The sequence below is a fragment of the Gilliamella sp. B14448G11 genome (genome assembly GCF_016101765.1).
In the GTDB taxonomy this organism is placed as follows: domain Bacteria; phylum Pseudomonadota; class Gammaproteobacteria; order Enterobacterales; family Orbaceae; genus Gilliamella; species Gilliamella apicola_N.
Window position 1 is genome coordinate 50,114 of sequence record NZ_JACFPX010000007.1, and the last position, 20,623, is coordinate 70,736.

20 protein-coding genes, 1 tRNA gene and 1 pseudogene are annotated in these 20,623 nt (G+C 34.8%); 9 read left to right on the forward strand and 13 right to left on the reverse strand.

The features are described from left to right. Nucleotides 1-34: 34 nt before the first annotated feature. The 6 genes from H3S88_RS06660 (at nt 35) to H3S88_RS06685 (ending at nt 4,836) form a co-directional block, all read left to right on the forward strand. Complete coding sequence (locus H3S88_RS06660) at nt 35-880, forward strand: MurR/RpiR family transcriptional regulator (RefSeq protein WP_198228372.1); 846 nt, start codon at nt 35-37, stop codon at nt 878-880. A gap of 304 nt (nt 881-1,184) precedes the next feature. Continuing rightward, on the forward strand, nt 1,185-1,616 hold the full coding sequence (locus H3S88_RS06665; protein WP_198228374.1) for a PTS sugar transporter subunit IIA: 432 nt from the start codon (nt 1,185-1,187) through the stop codon (nt 1,614-1,616). A 10-nt stretch (nt 1,617-1,626) separates the two neighbouring features. Beyond that, a complete protein-coding gene (locus tag H3S88_RS06670) occupies nt 1,627-2,100 on the forward strand; it encodes a PTS sugar transporter subunit IIB (RefSeq protein WP_198228376.1) in 474 nt (157 codons plus the stop codon). A 41-nt stretch (nt 2,101-2,141) separates the two neighbouring features. Further along, complete coding sequence (locus H3S88_RS06675) at nt 2,142-2,945, forward strand: PTS sugar transporter subunit IIC (protein WP_198228378.1); 804 nt, start codon at nt 2,142-2,144, stop codon at nt 2,943-2,945. Beyond that, the gene (locus H3S88_RS06680; protein ID WP_198228379.1) at nt 2,942-3,757 is read left to right on the forward strand and encodes a PTS system mannose/fructose/sorbose family transporter subunit IID; all 816 of its coding nucleotides are present in this window, start codon (nt 2,942-2,944) and stop codon (nt 3,755-3,757) included. Before H3S88_RS06675 ends, H3S88_RS06680 begins: the two co-directional genes overlap by 4 nt. A gap of 14 nt (nt 3,758-3,771) precedes the next feature. Continuing rightward, the gene (locus tag H3S88_RS06685) at nt 3,772-4,836 is read left to right on the forward strand and encodes a tyrosine-protein phosphatase (protein ID WP_198228381.1); all 1,065 of its coding nucleotides are present in this window, start codon (nt 3,772-3,774) and stop codon (nt 4,834-4,836) included. A gap of 68 nt (nt 4,837-4,904) precedes the next feature. Here H3S88_RS06685 and H3S88_RS06690 read toward each other — a convergent pair. From H3S88_RS06690 to H3S88_RS06740, 11 genes and pseudogenes are all read right to left on the reverse strand, one after another. After that, nucleotides 4,905-5,006, reverse strand: a pseudogene (locus H3S88_RS06690) (IS3 family transposase); the annotation flags it as partial. Nucleotides 5,007-5,014: 8 nt separating this feature from the next. Next, entirely contained in the window at nt 5,015-8,077 is a 3,063-nt protein-coding gene (locus tag H3S88_RS06695) for an FAD-binding and (Fe-S)-binding domain-containing protein (RefSeq protein ID WP_198228383.1), read from the reverse strand. Between the two features lie 118 nt (nt 8,078-8,195). Next, nucleotides 8,196-8,807, reverse strand: coding sequence for a YiiX/YebB-like N1pC/P60 family cysteine hydrolase (locus tag H3S88_RS06700; RefSeq protein ID WP_198228385.1), 612 nt, complete (start codon nt 8,805-8,807; stop codon nt 8,196-8,198). Nucleotides 8,808-8,889: 82 nt separating this feature from the next. Further along, nucleotides 8,890-9,318, reverse strand: coding sequence for a DUF4878 domain-containing protein (locus H3S88_RS06705; protein WP_144091445.1), 429 nt, complete (start codon nt 9,316-9,318; stop codon nt 8,890-8,892). Nucleotides 9,319-9,455: 137 nt separating this feature from the next. After that, a complete protein-coding gene (gene truC, locus H3S88_RS06710; protein WP_086308554.1) occupies nt 9,456-10,163 on the reverse strand; it encodes a tRNA pseudouridine(65) synthase TruC in 708 nt (235 codons plus the stop codon). 10 nt (nt 10,164-10,173) lie between these two features. Beyond that, nucleotides 10,174-10,992, reverse strand: a complete 819-nt coding sequence (locus H3S88_RS06715; protein ID WP_198228387.1) for a pyridoxal phosphatase — start codon at nt 10,990-10,992, stop codon at nt 10,174-10,176. Between the two features lie 93 nt (nt 10,993-11,085). Beyond that, a complete protein-coding gene (recR, locus tag H3S88_RS06720) occupies nt 11,086-11,691 on the reverse strand; it encodes a recombination mediator RecR (protein WP_086326811.1) in 606 nt (201 codons plus the stop codon). Between the two features lie 173 nt (nt 11,692-11,864). Beyond that, nucleotides 11,865-12,470 carry a glycerol-3-phosphate 1-O-acyltransferase PlsY gene (gene plsY / locus H3S88_RS06725; RefSeq protein ID WP_216355782.1) on the reverse strand — a complete coding sequence of 202 codons (606 nt, stop codon included), beginning with the start codon at nt 12,468-12,470 and terminating at the stop codon, nt 11,865-11,867. 50 nt (nt 12,471-12,520) lie between these two features. Further along, nucleotides 12,521-15,352 carry an excinuclease ABC subunit UvrA gene (gene uvrA, locus H3S88_RS06730; RefSeq protein WP_198228470.1) on the reverse strand — a complete coding sequence of 944 codons (2,832 nt, stop codon included), beginning with the start codon at nt 15,350-15,352 and terminating at the stop codon, nt 12,521-12,523. Between the two features lie 211 nt (nt 15,353-15,563). Next, nucleotides 15,564-16,499, reverse strand: a complete 936-nt coding sequence (locus tag H3S88_RS06735) for a sugar kinase (protein WP_086326810.1) — start codon at nt 16,497-16,499, stop codon at nt 15,564-15,566. A 24-nt stretch (nt 16,500-16,523) separates the two neighbouring features. After that, on the reverse strand, nt 16,524-16,994 hold the full coding sequence (locus tag H3S88_RS06740) for a YhcH/YjgK/YiaL family protein (RefSeq protein ID WP_086326809.1): 471 nt from the start codon (nt 16,992-16,994) through the stop codon (nt 16,524-16,526). A gap of 470 nt (nt 16,995-17,464) precedes the next feature. Here H3S88_RS06740 and H3S88_RS06745 point away from each other — a divergent pair, with 470 nt between their 5' ends. Both H3S88_RS06745 and H3S88_RS06750 read left to right on the forward strand, forming a co-directional pair. After that, nucleotides 17,465-18,391 carry a hypothetical protein gene (locus H3S88_RS06745; protein WP_198228389.1) on the forward strand — a complete coding sequence of 309 codons (927 nt, stop codon included), beginning with the start codon at nt 17,465-17,467 and terminating at the stop codon, nt 18,389-18,391. A gap of 18 nt (nt 18,392-18,409) precedes the next feature. Then, nucleotides 18,410-18,613: a hypothetical protein gene (locus H3S88_RS06750; protein ID WP_198228391.1), complete on the forward strand. Its 204-nt coding sequence runs from the start codon at nt 18,410-18,412 to the stop codon at nt 18,611-18,613. A 387-nt stretch (nt 18,614-19,000) separates the two neighbouring features. Here H3S88_RS06750 and H3S88_RS06755 read toward each other — a convergent pair whose 3' ends face one another. Continuing rightward, nucleotides 19,001-19,333 (reverse strand): multidrug efflux SMR transporter, encoded by a 333-nt coding sequence (locus H3S88_RS06755; protein WP_198228393.1) that lies wholly within the window; start codon nt 19,331-19,333, stop codon nt 19,001-19,003. Between the two features lie 219 nt (nt 19,334-19,552). Beyond that, a tRNA-Lys gene (locus H3S88_RS06760) sits at nt 19,553-19,628 on the reverse strand. A 269-nt stretch (nt 19,629-19,897) separates the two neighbouring features. Between H3S88_RS06760 and H3S88_RS06765 the strand changes: the two genes are divergently transcribed. Next, complete coding sequence (locus H3S88_RS06765) at nt 19,898-20,569, forward strand: OmpW family protein (RefSeq protein WP_039127977.1); 672 nt, start codon at nt 19,898-19,900, stop codon at nt 20,567-20,569. Nucleotides 20,570-20,623: the final 54 nt, after the last annotated feature.

Consider the following 20,623-nt stretch of genomic DNA (forward strand, 5'->3'; position numbering starts at 1 on the left):
ACTGACGTTCAGGTATTTCAATTTCGAGGTGAGCATGATTAATTTGAAACTCAGGGAAGTAAAAAATGACCTGTCGGTAAAAGAATTAGAAGTTGCGCAGTACATTATAACCCACTCTCAATCAGTAAAAAATATGAGTATTCAAACATTAGCTAAGCTTAATTATGTTAGTACTAGTACAATTTTAAGATTATGCAATAAACTCGGTTATAGTGGATTTAGCGATTTTAAAGTTGATCTTATTTCATCGTCACCACAAAAATTTAGTACCGATATCTTACAAGATGATATTAACCTTAATGATACCTTGCAAGATGTGAATAGAAAAGTTCAGGCTATGGAAAAATCCTCTATCGACGATACCCATTCAATCGTAAACCTTAACGCATTGGATAACGCCATTGATTTGATCATAGCGAGTAACAAGATCGTTATTTTTGGAGTGGGCAGTAGCGGTTTAGTTGGAAAAGAGTTGGAGTATCAACTCATTAAAATTAAAAAAGATGTTAATTGCCATTTTGATTCGCATATCAGTCGAAGTATTGTTAGCACGCTCGGTAAAAATGATTTGATCATTATTATTTCACATTCAGGTGAAACGCCAGAATGTGTGGAGCTATTAAAACTTGCCGAAAGTTTAAAAGTTCCCTCTATTGCAATCACAAAAATGGGGCAAAGTCAGATATCTTTATTAGCAAACATTGTGTTACATACTACCTCGATGGAGCATGCTTCACGACTGATTCCAATTCGTTCTAAAATTTCGCAAATATCGGTTATGAATATGTTACTGACCAATTTATTCATCCGAAAATATGATAAACATTTGCTTGAGCAGACTCAAAGTCGTGAAAAACGTAAATATCCCCATCATAAATAATGTCTCAAAGGATATTTTCATAATTTTTATTAAAGATATATTAATGATTTTTAATCATTAGTCTTTAATGTTATCGTATTTTTCTTCTCACTAAATTGTTTAAACCATTCATATTATTAATACAATATTATGTTATTTAATGACTTTTTAAATTAAACATGATCCAGTTCACAAATTCCTAAAAATCTAAAAAAAAAAGATGACTTAATTTTCACTTAGATGTAATTTTATTACTAAATAATTTTTAATTTAAAGTAACATTATTACATTTAGTGATAATCTAGTTTGATAAAGGAAATTGAAAATGGAACGACAATTACCCATTATTTTAGCCAGTCATGGGCCTTTTGCTCAAGGTGCGCTTGAGTGTGCCCAAATGCTTATGGGGCAACAACAAGATATCAAAGTAATATCGGTCTTAGTTGATAGCAATATTGATAATCTACGTCAGCAGATGTCTGAAAGTTATCAGAGTCTGAATAAAGGTGACGGTGTCATTATTCTCGTTGATATTATGGGCGGTACACCGTGTAATCTTGCCGGTGAATTATTAATACAATATGGTGATGTATTGCTATTTAGTGGGTTTAATATTCCTGTATTGCTTGAAGTTTTAAATAATAGAGAAGGATCACTTAACGACGTTAAAGCTGCCATTGAAGAAATTTTTCCGCAAAGCTGTGTTGACGTTGCACAAGTACTAAATTCTCAACGTGAACAATCTACTGATTTGTAAGGAGAACAATATGCCAATTAATGTAGCTAGAATTGACGATCGTCTTATTCATGGACAAGTTATCACCACTTGGGTAAAAAATTATAATATTGAGCAAGTCCTAGTAATTAACGATAAAGTTGCCAACGATAAAGTTCAACAATCAGTATTAACCATGTCTGCCCCACCAGAATTAAAAGTCTTAGTATTTGGCGTTCAACAATTTATTGAAATCCTCAAAAAAACACCTATCAAAAAACGCACAATGTTGTTATTTACCAACAGTATTGATGTCGATGCGCTGGTATCAGGAGGACTAGAGATTGAAAAACTCAACGTTGGAGGAATGCGCATGCAAGAAGGACGTCATCAATTATCACGGGCTGTTTCTGTCACGCCTGAAGAAGAACAAGCATTCAAAAATCTGATTGAAAAAAATGTGATTGTTGAGGTTCAAATGGTTCCCAAAGATCCTGTTGTTTTACTCAAAACACTGATTAATTGATCTTAATTAACTATTTATTAATTATATTTGGAGGTTAACCTATGTTAACACAGGCTATTCTTGTCGCCATTTGGGCGGGAATCTGTTCATTAGATGATGTTGGTCCACAAATGTTACGTAGACCATTATTAACAGGAACTATAGCTGGCATTATTATGGGCGATCTGGTTCAAGGACTTGCAATCAGTGCCACTCTTGAGCTTATGTGGATGGGTATTGGTAATGTGGGTGCCTATTCCGCACCTGATATTGTTGCAGGTTCAATAATTGGTGTTTCGCTCGGCATTGCTACTCAAGGTGGAATTGCTGCGGGTGTCGCATTAGCACTTCCTGTTTCAATACTTTGCCAGCAGTTATTAATTGTTTGGCGATCTTTTGCTTGTTTTCTAAATCCATTGGCAGAAAAAAGTATTCAAAATGGTAGTTATAAGGGACTGGTAAAAGTTCATTACTTTTCTACACCGGTTTGGTTCCTGATTCGTGCTGTACCTTGTTTCTTAGCAATCTATTTTGGTAGTGATTTAATCAAAACCATTTTAGATGCGATTCCGAAAGATATCATTACAGGTATGGGCGTTGCGTCAAAATTAATTCCTGCTGTGGGTATCTGTATTTTATTACTCATGCTCTTAAAAGGCACCATGTGGTTTTTCTTTCTACTTGGTTTTGTACTAACCAGTTATCTTGATTTGCCAATTATCCCAATTACTTTCATTGCACTGGCGTTTGCGGTTTTATATGACATGGCGTTTATGGCTGGTAAAAAGAATGAAAATTCAAGTAGTAACACAGAGAATAAATCTACAGTAAATAATAGTGTAGTTGAAGAGGAGTATGATCTATGAATAACGAAAAGAAAATTACCAAAAAGGATCTCAATAGTGTCTTTTGGCGTATACAAACCATACCTTTTTCTTTTAATTATGAAAAATTACAAACCATCGGTTTTGCACATTGCATGATCCCCATTTTAGATCGACTTTATAAAGATGCGGATGAAGAGACGCGCATCCGTGCAATGAAACGTCACTTTGAATTTTTTAATACCCAAGTTAACGCTGGTGCATTGATATTAGGTGTTACAGCTGCAATGGAAGAAAAAACCACAGAAGAAGAAAAAGATGCGGTAATTTCGTTAAAAGCGGGGTTGATGGGACCTTTTGCCGGATTGGGCGATAGCTTATTAAAATTCACTTGGATGCCAATTTGTGGCAGTATCGGCGCGGCTTTTGCTTTACAAGGTAATGTGATTGGACCGATATTGATGTTCTTTATTTATAATTTAGTCAATATACTGAGCAAATATTTCTTTGTTCATTATGGCTACAATAAAGGGGTTGATCTTATTGAACAATCTAAAAATTCAAATATTATTCAGAGAATTAGCAATTTAGCCAATGTGGTGGGGGTTATGGTGCTCGGCTCCCTCATAGCCACGACCGTTAAAGTTTCAACGCCCCTGTTAATAGAAGTTGGTGAACAGTCAATCAAAGTACAAGATATGTTTGATAAAGTCATGCCGAATTTATTAACTATTCTTTTTGCTTTAGGTGTGTTTTATTTAGTCAAAAAATTCCAAGGAAAATACACTGTTTCACTAATTATAACGGTAATGGTGATTGGAGTAATTCTTTCAATGTTGGGTATACTAAATTAATTAGGTAAATAACGATGGAAAAACAAAATAAAGAAGCTGTATCAGCGGTACGTAATAATCAAGGACAGATTGTCATATCATTTGATTCATTAGATCAACAATCCGTTGATCTTTATTGGACTCAAGAGGCTAATGCTCATACCCAAACTAAAACATTGATTGGCAAAAATGTACAAAGTCCGGTGATTTTTGATGATCCGTTACAAGCTAAAAAACGTATTTATTTCATTTTAGAAAAGGAAGGCAAATCACCCTTAATATTTGGTGAAAGAACGTTACCAATAACAGGTTTGAATAATTTCCGAGATTTTGGTGGTTATGTTGCTGCTAACGGTAAACGTGTAAAATGGGGACAATTATACCGTTCCAATCACCTTCATGGTTTAAAACCCGATGCACAACAATATATTACTGCATTAAATATTAAAACAATTATTGATTATCGCAGTGCTAACGAAATTAAAACCAGTCCTAATTCATCCATTGGGGAAAAACAGACATTTCATTTAGATGCATCAGCTCAAACGGCGGAACTTGCAGCTCAATTTGCAGCCGACCCAAGCAATGAAGATCAAGCATTGATTGAAAGTGTACTAAGAGATATCCCTCGAGAATTAGTTAATGGTGAAGGCATACAAGTGCTTGAACAATATCGTAACTTTGTGTTAAGTGAAAAATCTAAAAATGCTTATCGACAAATGTTAAAGGCTGTTTTAGATGCCGACAACAGTCCAAGTCTTCAACATTGTCGTGGAGGTAAAGATAGAACAGGATATGGTGTATTATTGATCCAAATTATGTTAGGCGTATCAGAATCCGATATTATTTATGATTATATGCTGACTCATGAAAATCGTTTAGAGCGAAATAAAATCAAAATGGCAGCCTATCGTAAGATTACCGATGATGAAGATGTACTCGGTTATTTATTGAGTTTAATCGATACCCGTGTCAGTTTTATGATGGAAATTCTTGATACAATGAAAAAAGTGGCTGGCTCACCAGTAAATTACATTAAGCAAGAGTTAGGTTTTACAGATCAAGATTTTAAAACCATGCAAGATCTTTATTTAGAATAATAAGTTATTGCCATCATTCTTTTAAAAGCGCAAATAATGAAGTGACCCCATAAAGTTGGACACTTTTATTAAGCGGCTTGTAAGGCCTGATTTCGATATTCAACCGGAGTCAGACCTTTTAATTTGGCTTTAATCCGTTTGGTGTTGTAGTATTCTATATATTCTTCTATTTTTTCAATCAATTCATCTGCATCATAGTGAGTAATGCTTGGATCGGATGCTTCATAATAAACTTATCAAACCGTTTAACCTGACTACGGCATGAATACCCTGTTGTTAAACATCGTTCTTTAGGATAGTTAGCCAATGCTTGTTGCCAAGATAACTCGTATAATTGTTTTGATGCTGTAAGATTATTAACTTCATGTCCATAAGTGCCCGCCATACCACAACACCCTACTCGGATTGGTCGTAAATCAGTACCAAACTGTTTAAAAATCTGTTGCCACTGTTGATTACTGGCGGGTAATTGTGTCGTTTCGCTACAATGCCCTAGCAAATACCATTTTTCTCTATCGGTTGTTTTTAATTGTGTGCTGTTTGGCAAGTGGTCAGCAATATTAGTTAACCATTCATGTGAAAGCAATACTTTAAAATCACTGACTTTATCTTGAAGTATAAGTCTATATTCATCTCGATAGCAAAGTACCAAAGCAGGATCTACACCAACCATGGGGATACCCAATTGAGCAATTTGTGATAATAGTTGTGCAGCTGTTTGCGCCGTCTTGGCGAATTGTTTTAAAAAACCTTTTATATGTTGAGCTTTACCGTTGGGGACAAATGGTAAAACGACGGGTTTATATCCTAACGTTTCGATCAGGCAGACAAAATCATAGACCACTTTTGCATCATAATAGCTCGTAAATGGATCTTGAACGACAAGTACATACTTAGCGCGCTCCTCTTGTGAAAATTTCTGTAGTTGTTCAAGTTTGATATTTGCAGTGTTATGACCAATCAATTGTTTTTTTAATGTTGGCACAGACAACATAGGTAAACTGGCCATACCCACGGTTTTATTAGTCACATATTCTGTAACGGGCATCTTCATAAAAAAATTAAAAAAGCGTGGTGCTTTTGCCATTAAAGGCAGGTATGACTCAATATTTCCCACCAAGTAATCGCGCACAGGTCTTAAATAACGGGTGTGATATAACTGTAAAAAACGCGCTTTGAAATCAGGTACATCGATCTTAATCGGACATTGTGTTGAACACGCTTTACATGACAAACAATGATTCATTGAATCTTTTACATCATGTGAAAAGTCATATTCTCCAAATTTTGCTTTAACGGTGTTGGCTATTTTTTTAGCAAATGCAACTAACGAACTGTGTTTTGTTGTTAATAACGAATTAAGTTCTTGTTCTGTCATACCTAATTTAACCATTAAACGTAGCCATTCGCGCACTAAGGTTGCTCGGCCTTTTGGCGAATAAACTCGATTACCTGATAACTTCATCGATGGACACATGGGACTATTCACATCAAAATTGAAACAGAGACCATTACCATTACATTCTGTTGCTCCGTGAAAAACTTCTTTAACACTTAATGGAATTTGGCGATCATAAAAGCCCCGTGTGGTAGAATCGACGGTTAACATGCCCTCATCAACACCTAAAGGTGGGCAAATTTTTCCTGGATTTAAACGATTATGGGGATCAAAAGCAGTTTTAATTGTTCTTAAACCTTGATATAACTCTTCACCAAAAAAAGCAGGACTGTATTCACTACGAAACCCTTTACCATGTTCACCCCATAGTAATCCGCCATATTTAGCAGTTAAAGCGACAACTTGATCAGAAATAGTTTTCATCAGTTTTTCTTGTTCAGGAACGCACATATCCAGAGCTGGGCGAACATGCAATACTCCTGAATCAACATGGCCAAACATACCATAAGACAAATGATGACTATCAAGCAAAGCACGAAATTCAGCGATATATTCCGCTAAATGCTGCGGAGGCACGCATGTATCTTCAACAAAAGGAATTGGTTTACGCATTCCTTTAGCATTACCAAGTAATCCCACCGCTTTTTTTCGCATTGCATAGATCTTCTCAATTTCATCTAAGTTTTCACATGTTTGATAACCTATGATACCTAAGGAATGATTTATCATGAGTTTGTCAATTTGCTTACTTAAGTTATCGAGTTTACCTTTAGTCAACTCATAATCATTACCTGCAAACTCAACAATATTGATACCTTGCATATCATGCCCGATAACATCGGTAATTAATTCTTTAATTGATTGCCAGATAATATCTTCTTTAGCCAGTCCTAAAACTTTTGAATCCACTGTTTCAACAGACAATGCTTCAGCATTTACTAAAAAGGGGGCATTACTTAATGCGGATTGAAAAGAGTCGTATTTAATATTCATTAAAAAACGATATTTTGGTTTGGGGATGATATTTAATTTAGCTTCGGTAATAAAGGCTAATGAACCCTCACTACCAGTAAGAATGCGTGTTAAGTCAAATTCGGTTAAATTATCATTGAAGACATTTTTCAGATCATAACCAGTTAAAAAGCGATTTAATTTTGGGAATTTATTTAAAATGAGTTGGCGATGATTTTTACAATATTCATATACCGTGCGGTAAATCATTGAATCATTAGCCAGATTCTCAACTTCTGTAATACTTTTTTTGTTTGTTTCAAGGATCTCACCATTAATTAATACGGCTTTAACGCTTAAAACATGATTGGATGTTTTTCCATAAACCATCGAGCCTTGTCCTGAGGCATCGGTATTTATCATTCCACCAATCGTAGCTCGATTACTGGTAGATAATTCGGGTGCAAAAAAGTAATCGTACTGTTTTAAATATTCATTAAGTTGATCTTTAATCACCCCTGCTTGGACTTTTACCCAACCCTCTTCAATATTGACCTCTAAAATTCGATTCATATAACGAGAAAGATCAACTACGATACCCCTATTTAAAGATTGTCCATTTGTTCCGGTACCACCCCCTCGTGGTGTAAACTTTAAAGTTTGAAAGGGGTCTTGATTGGCTAAATGCGTTATTAATTGAACATCCTCAGTTGAACGAGGAAATAATATCGCTTGTGGCATTAATTGATAAATACTGTTATCCGTTGCCATAGTCAAACACGAAGCATAATCGCTTGCTATATCACCGGTAAAGCCAGATTCTTTGAGAGCAATTAAATATGTTTTTGTAACCTCATCAAGTTGAGGCGAGTTTGATAGTCTAGGGATCATAATGAATCTAGTTAATAATAAATCTTATACTTAGTGTAATCCAAGTATCAAGCGCGGTCAAAGTTTATTCAATTAATATTCAATGAGTTGTCATGTTATTTCGCTTTTAAAAAATGCCTCAATTTAAGATTGGATAATGATAGATCCAAGTGATATCAGGATGATTGGCAAAAGCACTCGGGAATAGATAATCACCGCTAAAGAAAGGAAATTGGGTATACTGCCATTGAACTGTAAAGTCTGGCTGGTACTTTATAATCGCGTCATACAGCAATGTTGTACAATATAAATGAGGTTCCTCGCGAGAAGCTAAAACAAAAGCTTGTCCTTGTTTAGTCAAAAGCTCATTAGCGATTTGCTGGTTTTGAATTTCAGATAAAAAATTGGGTCTTGCTATCGCATATTTTTCAGCGAGTTCTGGTGTGATAAATTCATCAAAACTTGAAATAATGACCTGATTAGGGTAATTCTCATCATCACTAGTAGTGGCATGAATAATTTTGATATCTGGGTTGATTGATACCACCATCCCAATATGGGAAAATTTACCTCCACTAAATTGATGAGCAATTAGACTATCTACTTGTACGCCTTTTCTAAAAATCCAATCTCCGACTTTGATGTTATAAGATAAATTATCATGTTGATGCGTAAATTGCTCCCTTTCATCAGCCCAAACTAAATTGAGTAATAGAATAAAAATAATAGGAATAAAACGATAAACTTTCATTAAAGTAATTTCCAAAATATAAAAGGGCAAAACTATTTTGCCCTTTTATTATCAATTATATCAATCAATATATACTATCTATTTAAATTTTAAATGCTACTAGCCATTTACCATTAACTTTTATAACAGTTGTTGCACCATGTACTTCATCTTTAGTACCATCTTTGAAATAAGTAGTAGCTAGAACTTTTGCTTCTGTTTTTTCTTCATTGGTATAGTTAACAAGAGTACATTCAATTTTATCAACCCCACCATGCTTTTTGCCAAGCTCAGCAGCTTCATCGACAGCCATTTTCATTTTGCTTTTTACCATACCTTCCATTAACATCATATCAGAAGAATTCTTCTCTTCAGGAAAGTAAAGCAAACTAGTAACTTTATCAAGATCGCCTTTATACATAGCAGACATAAATTCTTTGGCAGCGCCTTCCGGTCCATCTTCTTGCGAAGAGCATGCTGTTATCATAAGTGCTAATAAAAAAACACTAAAAAATTTCACAAATAATTTCATTTTTATTTCCAATCGTGTTGTTATAAATTCATGTAATAGCTTACTTTCTCTTCAATAGAGATATCAAAAAGAAAGCGTTAGAATAATACTATGTATAAAAATATTTGCAAGCTAACTTTTATACAAATTCAATTTTATTAAATAAATTTCAATAGGATATCTTGCCATTGCTGTTCTAAATTGGCTTCTATGACAATGGGTTTATGACTGATTGGATGGGTGATTTGTAACTTACTGGCATGCAACATCAGTCGCTTTATCGAGAAAAATTCGGCAAAAGCACGGTTTTGATGTAAATCGCCATGTTTACTGTCGCCCAAAATAGGATGGAAAATGTGTTTCATATGACGGCGTAATTGATGTTTACGGCCCGTTTTAGGTTTTAATTCAACAAAACTGTATCGAGCAGTATCAAATTTGCCCACTTTTATTGGAACTTCAATTTTACTAATTCCTCGATAAGCCGTTACTGCTTCTTGAGCGGGTTTATTGGTGTCTGCAAATTTATCCGCAATTTTGTCGAGTTCTTCCACTAATGGATAATCAATAATAGCTTCACCTTCAACATAACCTCGCACAATGGCATGATATGTTTTTTCAATTTGCTTTGTTGCAAATTGTTCAGACATTAAACGAGCAATTTCACTTGATAGTGCAAAGAGTAATACACCAGAAGTAGGCCTATCAAGCCTATGTACAGGAAACACATGTTGACCAATTTGGTCACGCAATGTTTGCATAACCACTACTGTTTCATGCTTATCTAACCAACTGCGATGCACAAGCCAACCACTTGGCTTGTTTATCGCAATTAAGTCATTATCTTGATATAGAATTTCAAACACGGCGTATTAATTATAAAAACAGTTTTTCTAGTTCTGCTGCTATACTCGGACTATTATTATCACCTATGGCATAGCTGGCTTTGGCTTTGACTTCTTCATCGGCATTACCCATCGCAATTCCTAATCCCGCAAGAGATAACATACTAATATCGTTATAGCTATCACCAAAAGCAACAATTTCGCTTAGATCGATGTTCTCAAGCGCAGCCCAATGACTTAAACCATTACCTTTTGTATTGCCTTTTATGGCAACATCGGCACGATTAGACCAAGACCATTCACATGAAAAACATCCCAGCGCGTCAACTGCCTTTGAAAACTCTTGTAACACTGGAATGTTGTGACTACTGGTTGCAAATTTGTATACGGCTTTCGCTTCTTCAATAACCTTTTCAAAGCTCTCTACTTTGTCGATTTCAGGTTGTAAGTAATCGGGTAATGAGTGAACCCATTTAAAAAATCCTTCAAGATGATCATCAAGCACTTCATATGTCATTACTCTATCGGTATAAATTAAAGTATGGATACCATATTGATGAACTAGGTTAAGTAGCGTTTTAGCCTGCTCTTTGGTCATTGGTTTGGCTGCTAATGATTGTTGTTTTTCAAAATTATATAAATAGGTGCCGTTACAACAGATCGCTGGTGTTGATAATTGAAGTTGATAATAATAAGGATAAATAACACTATGGTGACGACCAGATACTAATATAACTTTTACCCCTTTCGAACTGATTTTTTTGATCATTTCGGCCGTTTCAGGTAACACAAGTCGGTCAGTTGTTAATAAGGTACCATCCATATCGAACGCAACAGCTTTATACTTCATACATTTCCTCTTCTATCTTTTCTATCGAACCAGCTAAACATTTTATTGATAATTATTTAGGTAATCCATAAGGTAATCTTATGGATCACCAATTTAAAATTCAATTTTTTGGCGACCAACAAATGAGTGCGATAAAGTTGTACCATCAACCATTTCAAGCTCACCACCAACAGGTACGCCGTGGGCAATTCTTGTTGCCACAACGTTAAATTCACCACACATTTGCGCGATATAATTAGCAGTAGCATCCCCCTCAACCGTTGGATTAGTCGCTAAAATCACTTCATTAATCGCTTCTGATGCTAATTTTTTTTTCAATAAATCCAGACCGATATCGCTTGGACCAATGCCATCTAATGGTGATAGGTGACCTAACAAGACAAAATAACGTCCACTATACTGACCTGTTTGCTCAATAGCAACAATATCAGCGGGTGTTTCAACTACGCAAAGTTGTCCACTGCTTTGCCGTCGAACATTGGCACAAATTGTACAAGTTTCTTGTTCAGTAAAGGTTCGACACTCATTACAGTGACCAATATTAATCATCGCTTCATGAAGTTCATGAGCTAATTTAATACCACCTTGTCGATTGCGTTGTAATAAATGAAAAGCCATTCTTTGTGCGGATTTGGGACCAACCCCAGGTAAACAGCGAAATGCTTCCATGAGAGAGTCTAATAATGGGCTAATTTGCATGAATCTATTTTGTTACCATCTATTTTATTTAGTATTAATGATACCTTGTTTCAAAAATCTATAAAACAAGAAATACGTTATTATTTCAATTTAATTATATTTTGTTATGAAAAACCATTGAGATAAAAATGACGAAAATAAAAAACCGTTACCAATGCTGATTAACAATAATTTCAATGTTTATTTTTGCTTTTGAAAAGCCAACTTTTCGGTTCCTCCCCTTTAAAAAGTCGCATAATATTACTACTGTGGCGAATTATAATAACACAAGAGAGCATTGTAACGGGTAAGGTCAATTCTGCTTTAAAAATCCAAACATACAACGGGGCAAAAAGAAATCCAACAATTGATGCAACGGATGAATAACCTGTTACGAATAATGCCAATAACCAAGTCAAAATAAAGCAGCCAGTAAAATCGAGACCTATTGGCATCATCATGCCTAATGCTGTTGCGACCCCTTTACCACCATGAAAGCCAAAAAAACAAGGGAAAATGTGCCCAAGGCATGCTGCAATGCCCACCATACCAAGGAAAAAAGGTGAAATACCGATCCGATAAGCAATATAAACAGGTATTGTACCTTTTAACATATCAAACACTAGTACAAGCATTGCCGGAAGCTTACCATTGATTCGTAACATATTGGTCGCTCCAGGATTATGTGAACCATACTCCAATGGATTGCGCAAATGCATCATTCGACTGACGATCAAAGCGCCAGAAAGTGAACCACAGAAATAAGCGATGATGATCATCAATAATGTTTGTAATATCAAAATGCTCTCCTTGGTTCACTTTTTTGTAATAACAATAACGTTGGTTTACATTATTGCTTATCAAGCAATGGTTTTAAATATTGACCTGTATACGATTTTTTCGATTTTGCGACCTCTTCTGGCGTACCTTCAGCAATGATTTCACCACCACCATTGCCCCCTTCTGGGCCTAAATCGACAATCCAGTCTGCCGTTTTAACCACATCTAAATTATGTTCAATCACTACGATAGTATTACCTTTATCGCGGAGTGAATGAAGTTGTGCAAGTAATTGTTTTACATCAGCGAAATGTAAACCTGTGGTCGGCTCATCTAAGATATACAAAGTGCTACCAGTATCGCGCTTAGATAGCTCTTTGGCAAGTTTTACTCGCTGAGCTTCACCGCCCGATAATGTTGTGGCAGATTGACCAATGGTAATATAAGCTAATCCTACATCAATCAATGTCTGCAATTTACGGGCAATCATTGGTACAGCATCGAAGAATTCACGACCTTCTTCAACCGTCATATTTAAAATTTCATTAATTGATTTGCCTTTATATTTAATTTCAAGCGTTTCACGATTATAGCGTGCACCATGACACTGATCACAAGGTACATAAATATCTGGTAAAAAGTGCATTTCAACTTTTATTAAACCATCACCTTGACAAGCTTCGCAGCGACCACCTTTTACATTAAAACTAAATCTTCCAGGATTGTAACCTCGAGCTCGGGCTTCGGGTACACCAGCATAAAGCTCACGAATAGAAGTAAAAAATCCCGTATAAGTAGCTGGGTTTGAACGAGGTGTGCGCCCAATAGGACTTTGATCAATTGCAATGACTTTATCAAAATAGTCCAACCCTTCAATAGCTTTATAAGGTGCTATGTCACTTTTTTCTGCACCATTGAGTTCATTTTGTGCCAATGGGTATAAAGTGTCATTAATTAATGTCGATTTACCTGATCCTGATACCCCAGTAATACAAGTAAAGAGTCCAACAGGAATATTTAATGTCACATCTTTAAGATTGTTACCCGTTGCACCAATGAGCGATAACATTTTTGTCTTATCGACTTTTGTACGATTTGCAGGGATTTCAATTTTTTGTTTCCCTGACAAATATTGACCCGTTAATGATGTTTTACTGGCCATAATTTGTTTAGGGGTACCTTGTGCAACGACCTCACCACCATGTACACCTGCACCTGGCCCGATATCAATAACATAATCTGCCGCTAAAATGGCTTCTTCATCGTGTTCAACGACAATAACGGTATTACCTAAATCACGTAAATGCGTTAATGTATCAATAAGTCGGGTATTATCTCGTTGATGTAAACCGATAGAAGGTTCATCAAGTACATACATCACTCCAACTAATCCCGCACCGATTTGGCTAGCTAGTCGGATACGTTGTGCTTCACCACCTGATAATGTTTCAGCAGAACGTGAAAGCGTTAAATAATTGAGCCCAACATTGATTAAAAACTGCAAACGGTCGTTGATCTCTTTTAAGATCTTTTCAGCTATTTGTGCTCGCTGTCCTGTTAATGATAACTTGTCAAAAAAGTCTTTTGCTTGTTGAGTACTTAAATCACTAATAGTTGGCAGATTAGTATCATTAATAAATACATGTCTTGCTGTTATACATAACCTTGAGCCATGACAACAAGGACAAGGACGATTACTGATATATTTAGCTAACTCTTCACGAATGGTTTGTGATTCAGTTTCTTTATAACGTCGCGCTAAATTATTAATAATGCCTTCAAATGGATGAACGCGTTTAACAACATCACCACGATCATTTGAATAGGTAAATTGAATTTCGGTTTTACCTGATCCATTTAATAGAATATCTTTCACTTTTTCAGGTAATTTTTCGTATGGTTGATCTATATCGAATTTATAGTGTTCAGCCAAGGATTTTAACATCTGAAAATAGTAAAAATTACGACGATCCCAACCTTTAATCGCACCTGCGGCTAACGAAACTTCAGGCATTTGAACGATGCGTTTGGCGTCAAAATATTGTTGTACACCAAGACCATCACATTCTGGGCAAGCTCCCGCTGGATTATTAAATGAGAATAATCGCGGCTCGAGTTCTGAAATACTGTAACCACAAATTGGACAAGCAAAATTAGCCGAAAACAGATGTTCTTCAGCTTGTGGATCATCCAAATTGGCAACTTTTACAATCCCATTAGTAATAGAAAGTACGGTTTCTATTGATTCCGCTAGGCGCAGTTTTAAATCATCACGAATACGAAAACGGTCAACGACCACTTCAATAGTATGCTTTTTTTGCAGTTCAAGTGTCGGCGGATCAGACAGATCATAGACATCACCATCAACCCTGACTCGAATATAACCACTCGCTGATAATTGTTCAAATAACTTAACAAATTCACCTTTACGTTCAGTTACAACGGGTGCAAGTAGCATATAACGGTTTTCAGCCGGTAATGCCATGATACTATCAACCATTTGTGATACCGTTTGAGCGGCTAACGGTAAATCATGTTTCGGGCAACGTGGTTCGCCAATTCGAGCGAAAAGCAGGCGCAAATAATCATAAATTTCGGTAATTGTTCCCACTGTTGAACGAGGATTGTGCGAAGTTGATTTTTGCTCGATCGAAATCGCTGGTGATAAACCTTCAATATGATCAACATCGGGTTTTTCCATCAATGATAAAAATTGACGTGCATAAGCCGATAATGACTCAACATAACGTCGTTGCCCTTCAGCATAGAGAGTATCAAATGCTAACGAAGATTTACCTGATCCCGAAAGACCCGTTATTACAACCAGTTTATCTCTTGGAATAGTAACATTAATATTTTTTAGATTGTGCGTTCGCGCACCACGAATATCGATATCTTTGATTGACATAGATCTCTTCTTGTGTGTTTTAAACGAAATGAATTAGAAATAAACTGTATATTATACCAGTAATAATCGATTAAATATACCACATATATAATAGAACACGTTATTGGCTATTATATACTCAAACGTATAGTTAACCTGAAACTTTTTGACAAGATTATTTGCTAAAATAAAAACGGTCTTTAGCGACCGTTTTTAGTCATTTATATTAATCAATTAGTTTTGGAGTTGCATCTAAAGGAATAATCGCACCACGATATTGAATGACCGTACCCGCAACTAAATGGCCTTGTAATGCTGATTGGGAAGGATCTCGCCCACTTAAGCGTGCACCAAGATAACCTGCACTAAATGAATCCCCTGCTGCGGTTGTATCGATAACTTTATCTTTAGCGATTTTATTAGCTGGCACCTCAAAGCGGCCTTCAGCACAATCAACAATGCAGCTATCACTACCTCGTTTGATGATGATTTCAGTTACACCAAAATTTTTAGTGCGCTCAATTACTTGCTCATAAGGCAATTTACCCCATAGCAAATCTTCATCATCAAGCGTTAAAAATGCAATATCGGTAAAACTCAGAATATCGCTGTAAACACTTCGAGCTAAATCAAGGCTGCTCCATAAACGTGGACGGAAGTTATTATCAAAAATAACCTTGCCACCATTAGCTTTAACTCTTTTTAAAAGATCTAATAATTTAAGAATACTTTCCGCATCTAAAATTGCAATACTGATACCACTCAAATAGACATAATCACATTGAGCAATCTGTTCGGCTACCTTGTCTGTTTCGGCAGTTTTTAACCAAAACTTAGCTGCTGCATCATTACGCCAGTAATAAAAAGAACGCTCACCCTGATCATCTGTGACAATTGAGTAAAGTCCTGGCATCTTATCTGACATTCTTTGTACTAAATCAGTTTTAATATGCTCTTTTTGCCAACTATCAACCATCTCTTGGCTAAAAGGATCGGTGCCTAATCCAGTTACATAGTGAATTGCAAAGTCTTTACCTTGTAATAAACGTGATAAATAGACAGAAGTATTAAGTGTATCTCCACCAAAACTGCGTGTTGTCGAATCTTGTTTCATCGACAATTCAATCATACATTCGCCAATAACAGCGATATTTAAAGTCATATTGTACCTATATCCTTGACCTAATTATAAATAATCCAATGCGATTTTAACCACAACTTTACGAACTGTTGTAATCTTATTATTGATAGTACAGAGCGGTTTGTGAACTTCGTTGGGTAAAAATACAATAAAATCGTTCGACTGTAATATTAACATGGTTTCTTCTGGGGGTGTTTCGATAAAAGCGATATCATTATCTGCTAATTTGTCGTCTAATACCTTAGTGTGGGGCGGTAAGGTGCTTACTGCCATTCCCTCTTGCCCTTCCAATACAATTTGTACATCAAGGTATTTTTTATGAAACTCAGGATTAGCCTCATGAATATGTCGCAAAGTACTATCAGACACCATAAAAAACATATTATCGCCATCAATATCATAACGTCCTACTGGCGTGTTGCTGTTAACATTATCTTTAACATATTCGATTGATTGCTTAATTTTGTTGGGTAAATATGGGATTAAATCCAAATGATTAATATTACCTAAAATCATACTCATGATCCTTTACAAATTGATGAAAACAAATAAGGCTATTTGAATTACGCATAACAAAAACTTGCCATGTTAAACTAATTAAATTGATAAAGAGTATATACTTAAGTCGGGCTTTTTTGTAGATCTTAAAACATAAAAACAGTTTATAATCTGCTAACGTTATCAGTTCTATTTCAATAAAATAAAAAAATCACCGAAAAACGATAAAATGCACATCTTATTTTAGGCTCGATGTGGTTAGTCTACGATAAGATTAACCCTATGATAGATGATAATGAACCTGTTATAAGAATTAAAATAAAAAAACTTTTTATGATTTAGGTAGATAGAGCTAAAATTGTTTTTTTATAATAAAAGAGATGAATTAACAGTATGAAATTCGGATATTAAAACAATCCATTTTTACCTAAATTTAGTATCCATTTATGTGAAAAAATTCAGATAAACCTTTAGGTTGAGTCATAATTATGAATGAATTAGAAAAACTTTGCCAAGATTTAAAAGTCCCCCTCGGTAATGGACAAGATTGGGAATATGAATTAGCGAACGAATATCGAACACCGCAATGGTTAGCTAAATATTTGTCTGTATATCTTGATAATAATTACTCAACATTTCAAAAACACATATTAATGAATTTATGTATCGATATTTGTAATGATTTATTCACCGCTGATCCTAATCAAAATCAACCTATTATTCACCAAGTATTAAATGTCCTTTATAACGATTATGCCAAGCATTGGCAACTTATTGATTATTGGGCAGCACCCGATGAACCACTAGAGGATTGCTTTGAGATAACGTCAGAAATAAGAAAACTAAGGCAAAAATATCTTGCAAATGCTCATGAATGGCTTGCTTTAAATCAGGCTCAACAAAATTTACTGATTGCGAAACAGAATTTTCGACAATGTCCTGATTTTTTTGTACAACTACAAATTGCTCTCAATTCTTCATCACAACAAACAAGCGCATTAACATTAATCCATGATGATGGATTGAATGATGATCAATTAAGCCAGTTACTATCCCCCCTTATCAATATTGTTTTAGAAGGCAATGAGGAACCGAGTGTTATTGCACATAAAATATTAGTGAAAAACAAAAATAATCAATCTATTAATCAAAAAATCGCCAATTTATTACTAATTAATTATATTGATGATCTCAATTATTACGATGAGATTATCTATCGTAGAATGACTGAATTGTTGTATGATTTAAATAATTCATTTCTGATCGAACAGTTTATAAATCGATGTAAAAACATTGATGATACAGAAGTTGCTCAAAACTATCATGTGTTTGCTGAGCAGTTAATACCACAAATTAGCACTTTGTCAGAAGATGAATTAAACCAAATCCAAAAAAGAAGTGACAATGTAACCTAACCTACAGGGCAAGCGGATTTGGCGGGTTATGTCTATTGTAGTAGTAACAATTTTATTAGGATTGGAACAGGACAACAACGAAACAAAGATATCAAACTGATTGATGCAACAGATGCCGGGCATGATTTTATTGCATATGCACACCAAGATATTTCTAAGATGCTTAAGGAAATTAGAAGATTAAAAATAGTTATTAGTAAAAATAAATTGCCACAAACATAAAACGATTTTAGAAATGCTGTAACGCTAAACGTTAAGTACGATAGATAAGTGACAATTTTGCATTCAGACAGCTGGAAAAATTAAGTCAATTTGAATAATCATCAAAAGTCCTAGTTTAAATTTAATCGATGTAATAATAAATAACATACTGATAATTTCTGTTTATGATGCTGTCCGATTTGAAGAATAGGCTTATTATGAAACTAAAGTGACTTTTCAAGATATAAACCGTTTTTCCAAAAACGATTAAAGCAAATGTTCTATAGTTATTTATCATAGATGAGTCGAAACAGTCATATTACCAATATGAAATAATTGGCTCGGTAATTTTATGAAATAAAGAGATCCAAACTGAGTAATGCACCATTTAATGAATGGTTTTATAATTTAATGTCCTGCTACTTTCGAAAAGAGATTAATGATGACCACACCAAACATAATAAATCCCATCCCTATTAAAGCAGCAAGATCTAAAGTCTGTTTCATAAAAATCCAAGCAATTAAACTAATAAGCACAATTCCGATGCCAGACCAGATCGCATAAGCAATTCCGACAGGAATAGTTTTTAATGCTAATGAAAGTACATAAAAAGAAGCGCTGTATCCAATGATAGTAATGATTGAAAAAACCAAATGAGTAAAGCCATTGGATAACTTTAATGAAGAAGTTGCAATCACTTCACAAATAATAGCTAGAAAAAGAAGAAGATATGAATTCATGCTAATACCCATAATTGTTTAAAACGATAGTCTTATTCCTAACTTTCAATAAATCAGGTTTAAAAGCTTGAATTGTTCAATTTGGTAAGCTTATAAGGTATATTATTAAAACCTGCTAGAGTTTTATATCTATATTTTTTATATCTGTATTATTTTTAAATGATAAGTAAACTAGATAGCTACTAACTCTTGAATATCACTGAATAGGATGATTTTTAATGGTGGGTTGTGAGGGGTTCGAACCCGCGACCAATTGATTAAGAGTCAACTGCTCTACCGACTGAGCTAACAACCCACTAAATTATTCTTTCTATTATATCTAACCTTTAAGATTAATGCAAGCCATAGATTTTACATAAATTTTGAGCTAAATCTCAGATTTATCAAATTAAATGTGATATTATCATAAAATTAAAGAATTTATTATTATCCAACCGATTCTTTAATTAACTTAATATGACATAAATAACAGTATGAATTGACAATTAGTTAATAAAATTAATTAAACGCCTAATTCAATAATCCTTAAATTATAGCTTATAAGATAGTATTAGGAGACAAGAAATGAAAATATCATCTGTTGCAATGCTCATTTCAATGGGATTAGCAAGTTCAATGGCTTATGCACATCAAGCGAATGAAATCATAGTCCGTGGTGGACCTGTTTATGTTCATCCAAAAGATAAAAGTGATCATGTGAAAGTTGGTGGGGCAAAAAGTGATTTAAAAGCCAAAGCCGATAATGACACTCAACTTGGTTTAAATTTTCAATATATGATTACGGATAATATCGGTATTGAACTGTTAGGAGCAACACCATTTAGCCATCAAGTTAAACTTGGCGGTGGTAATTCAACGGGATTGGCTGGCGCTCACCTTGGTAAAATTAAACATTTACCACCTACATTAAGTGCTGTTTGGTACCCTCTTGATTCGCAATTTGAATTTCAACCGTATGTGGGTGTTGGGGTAAACTATACTTTCTTCTTTGATGAAAAACTCAGTGGAGAAGCTAAAAAAGCAGGATTTCATGGTTTAGACCTTGATAGTTCTTGGGGCTTAGCGGCACAAATTGGGGCAGACTATTCTATTAATGAAAATTGGCTCATTAATGCACAAGTACGTTATATTGATATTGAAACTAAAGCAACTACGCATTTAGGAAATACTAAAGTAACGGCTAAATATAAATTAGACCCATGGGTTGCAATGATTGGTGTAGGTTATAAATTTTAAGCTTTTGCTAAATAAAAAATCTCTCGTTAATCGAATTAACGAGAGATTTTATAT

Bases quoted from the DNA above. Each gene is read 5' to 3' on its own strand.
- H3S88_RS06660 (WP_198228372.1), top strand. From the start codon at position 35: ATGATTAATTTGAAACTCAGGGAAGTAAAAAATGACCTGTCGGTAAAA.
- H3S88_RS06665 (WP_198228374.1), top strand. From the start codon at position 1,185: ATGGAACGACAATTACCCATTATTTTAGCCAGTCATGGGCCTTTTGCT.
- H3S88_RS06670 (WP_198228376.1), top strand. From the start codon at position 1,627: ATGCCAATTAATGTAGCTAGAATTGACGATCGTCTTATTCATGGACAA.
- H3S88_RS06675 (WP_198228378.1), top strand. From the start codon at position 2,142: ATGTTAACACAGGCTATTCTTGTCGCCATTTGGGCGGGAATCTGTTCA.
- H3S88_RS06680 (WP_198228379.1), top strand. From the start codon at position 2,942: ATGAATAACGAAAAGAAAATTACCAAAAAGGATCTCAATAGTGTCTTT.
- H3S88_RS06685 (WP_198228381.1), top strand. From the start codon at position 3,772: ATGGAAAAACAAAATAAAGAAGCTGTATCAGCGGTACGTAATAATCAA.
- H3S88_RS06695 (WP_198228383.1), bottom strand. From the start codon at position 8,077: ATGATCCCTAGACTATCAAACTCGCCTCAACTTGATGAGGTTACAAAA.
- H3S88_RS06700 (WP_198228385.1), bottom strand. From the start codon at position 8,807: ATGAAAGTTTATCGTTTTATTCCTATTATTTTTATTCTATTACTCAAT.
- H3S88_RS06705 (WP_144091445.1), bottom strand. From the start codon at position 9,318: ATGAAATTATTTGTGAAATTTTTTAGTGTTTTTTTATTAGCACTTATG.
- H3S88_RS06715 (WP_198228387.1), bottom strand. From the start codon at position 10,992: ATGAAGTATAAAGCTGTTGCGTTCGATATGGATGGTACCTTATTAACA.
- recR (WP_086326811.1), bottom strand. From the start codon at position 11,691: ATGCAAATTAGCCCATTATTAGACTCTCTCATGGAAGCATTTCGCTGT.
- H3S88_RS06735 (WP_086326810.1), bottom strand. From the start codon at position 16,499: ATGACTTTAAATATCGCTGTTATTGGCGAATGTATGATTGAATTGTCG.
- H3S88_RS06740 (WP_086326809.1), bottom strand. From the start codon at position 16,994: ATGATTTTAGGTAATATTAATCATTTGGATTTAATCCCATATTTACCC.
- H3S88_RS06745 (WP_198228389.1), top strand. From the start codon at position 17,465: ATGAATGAATTAGAAAAACTTTGCCAAGATTTAAAAGTCCCCCTCGGT.
- H3S88_RS06755 (WP_198228393.1), bottom strand. From the start codon at position 19,333: ATGAATTCATATCTTCTTCTTTTTCTAGCTATTATTTGTGAAGTGATT.
- H3S88_RS06765 (WP_039127977.1), top strand. From the start codon at position 19,898: ATGAAAATATCATCTGTTGCAATGCTCATTTCAATGGGATTAGCAAGT.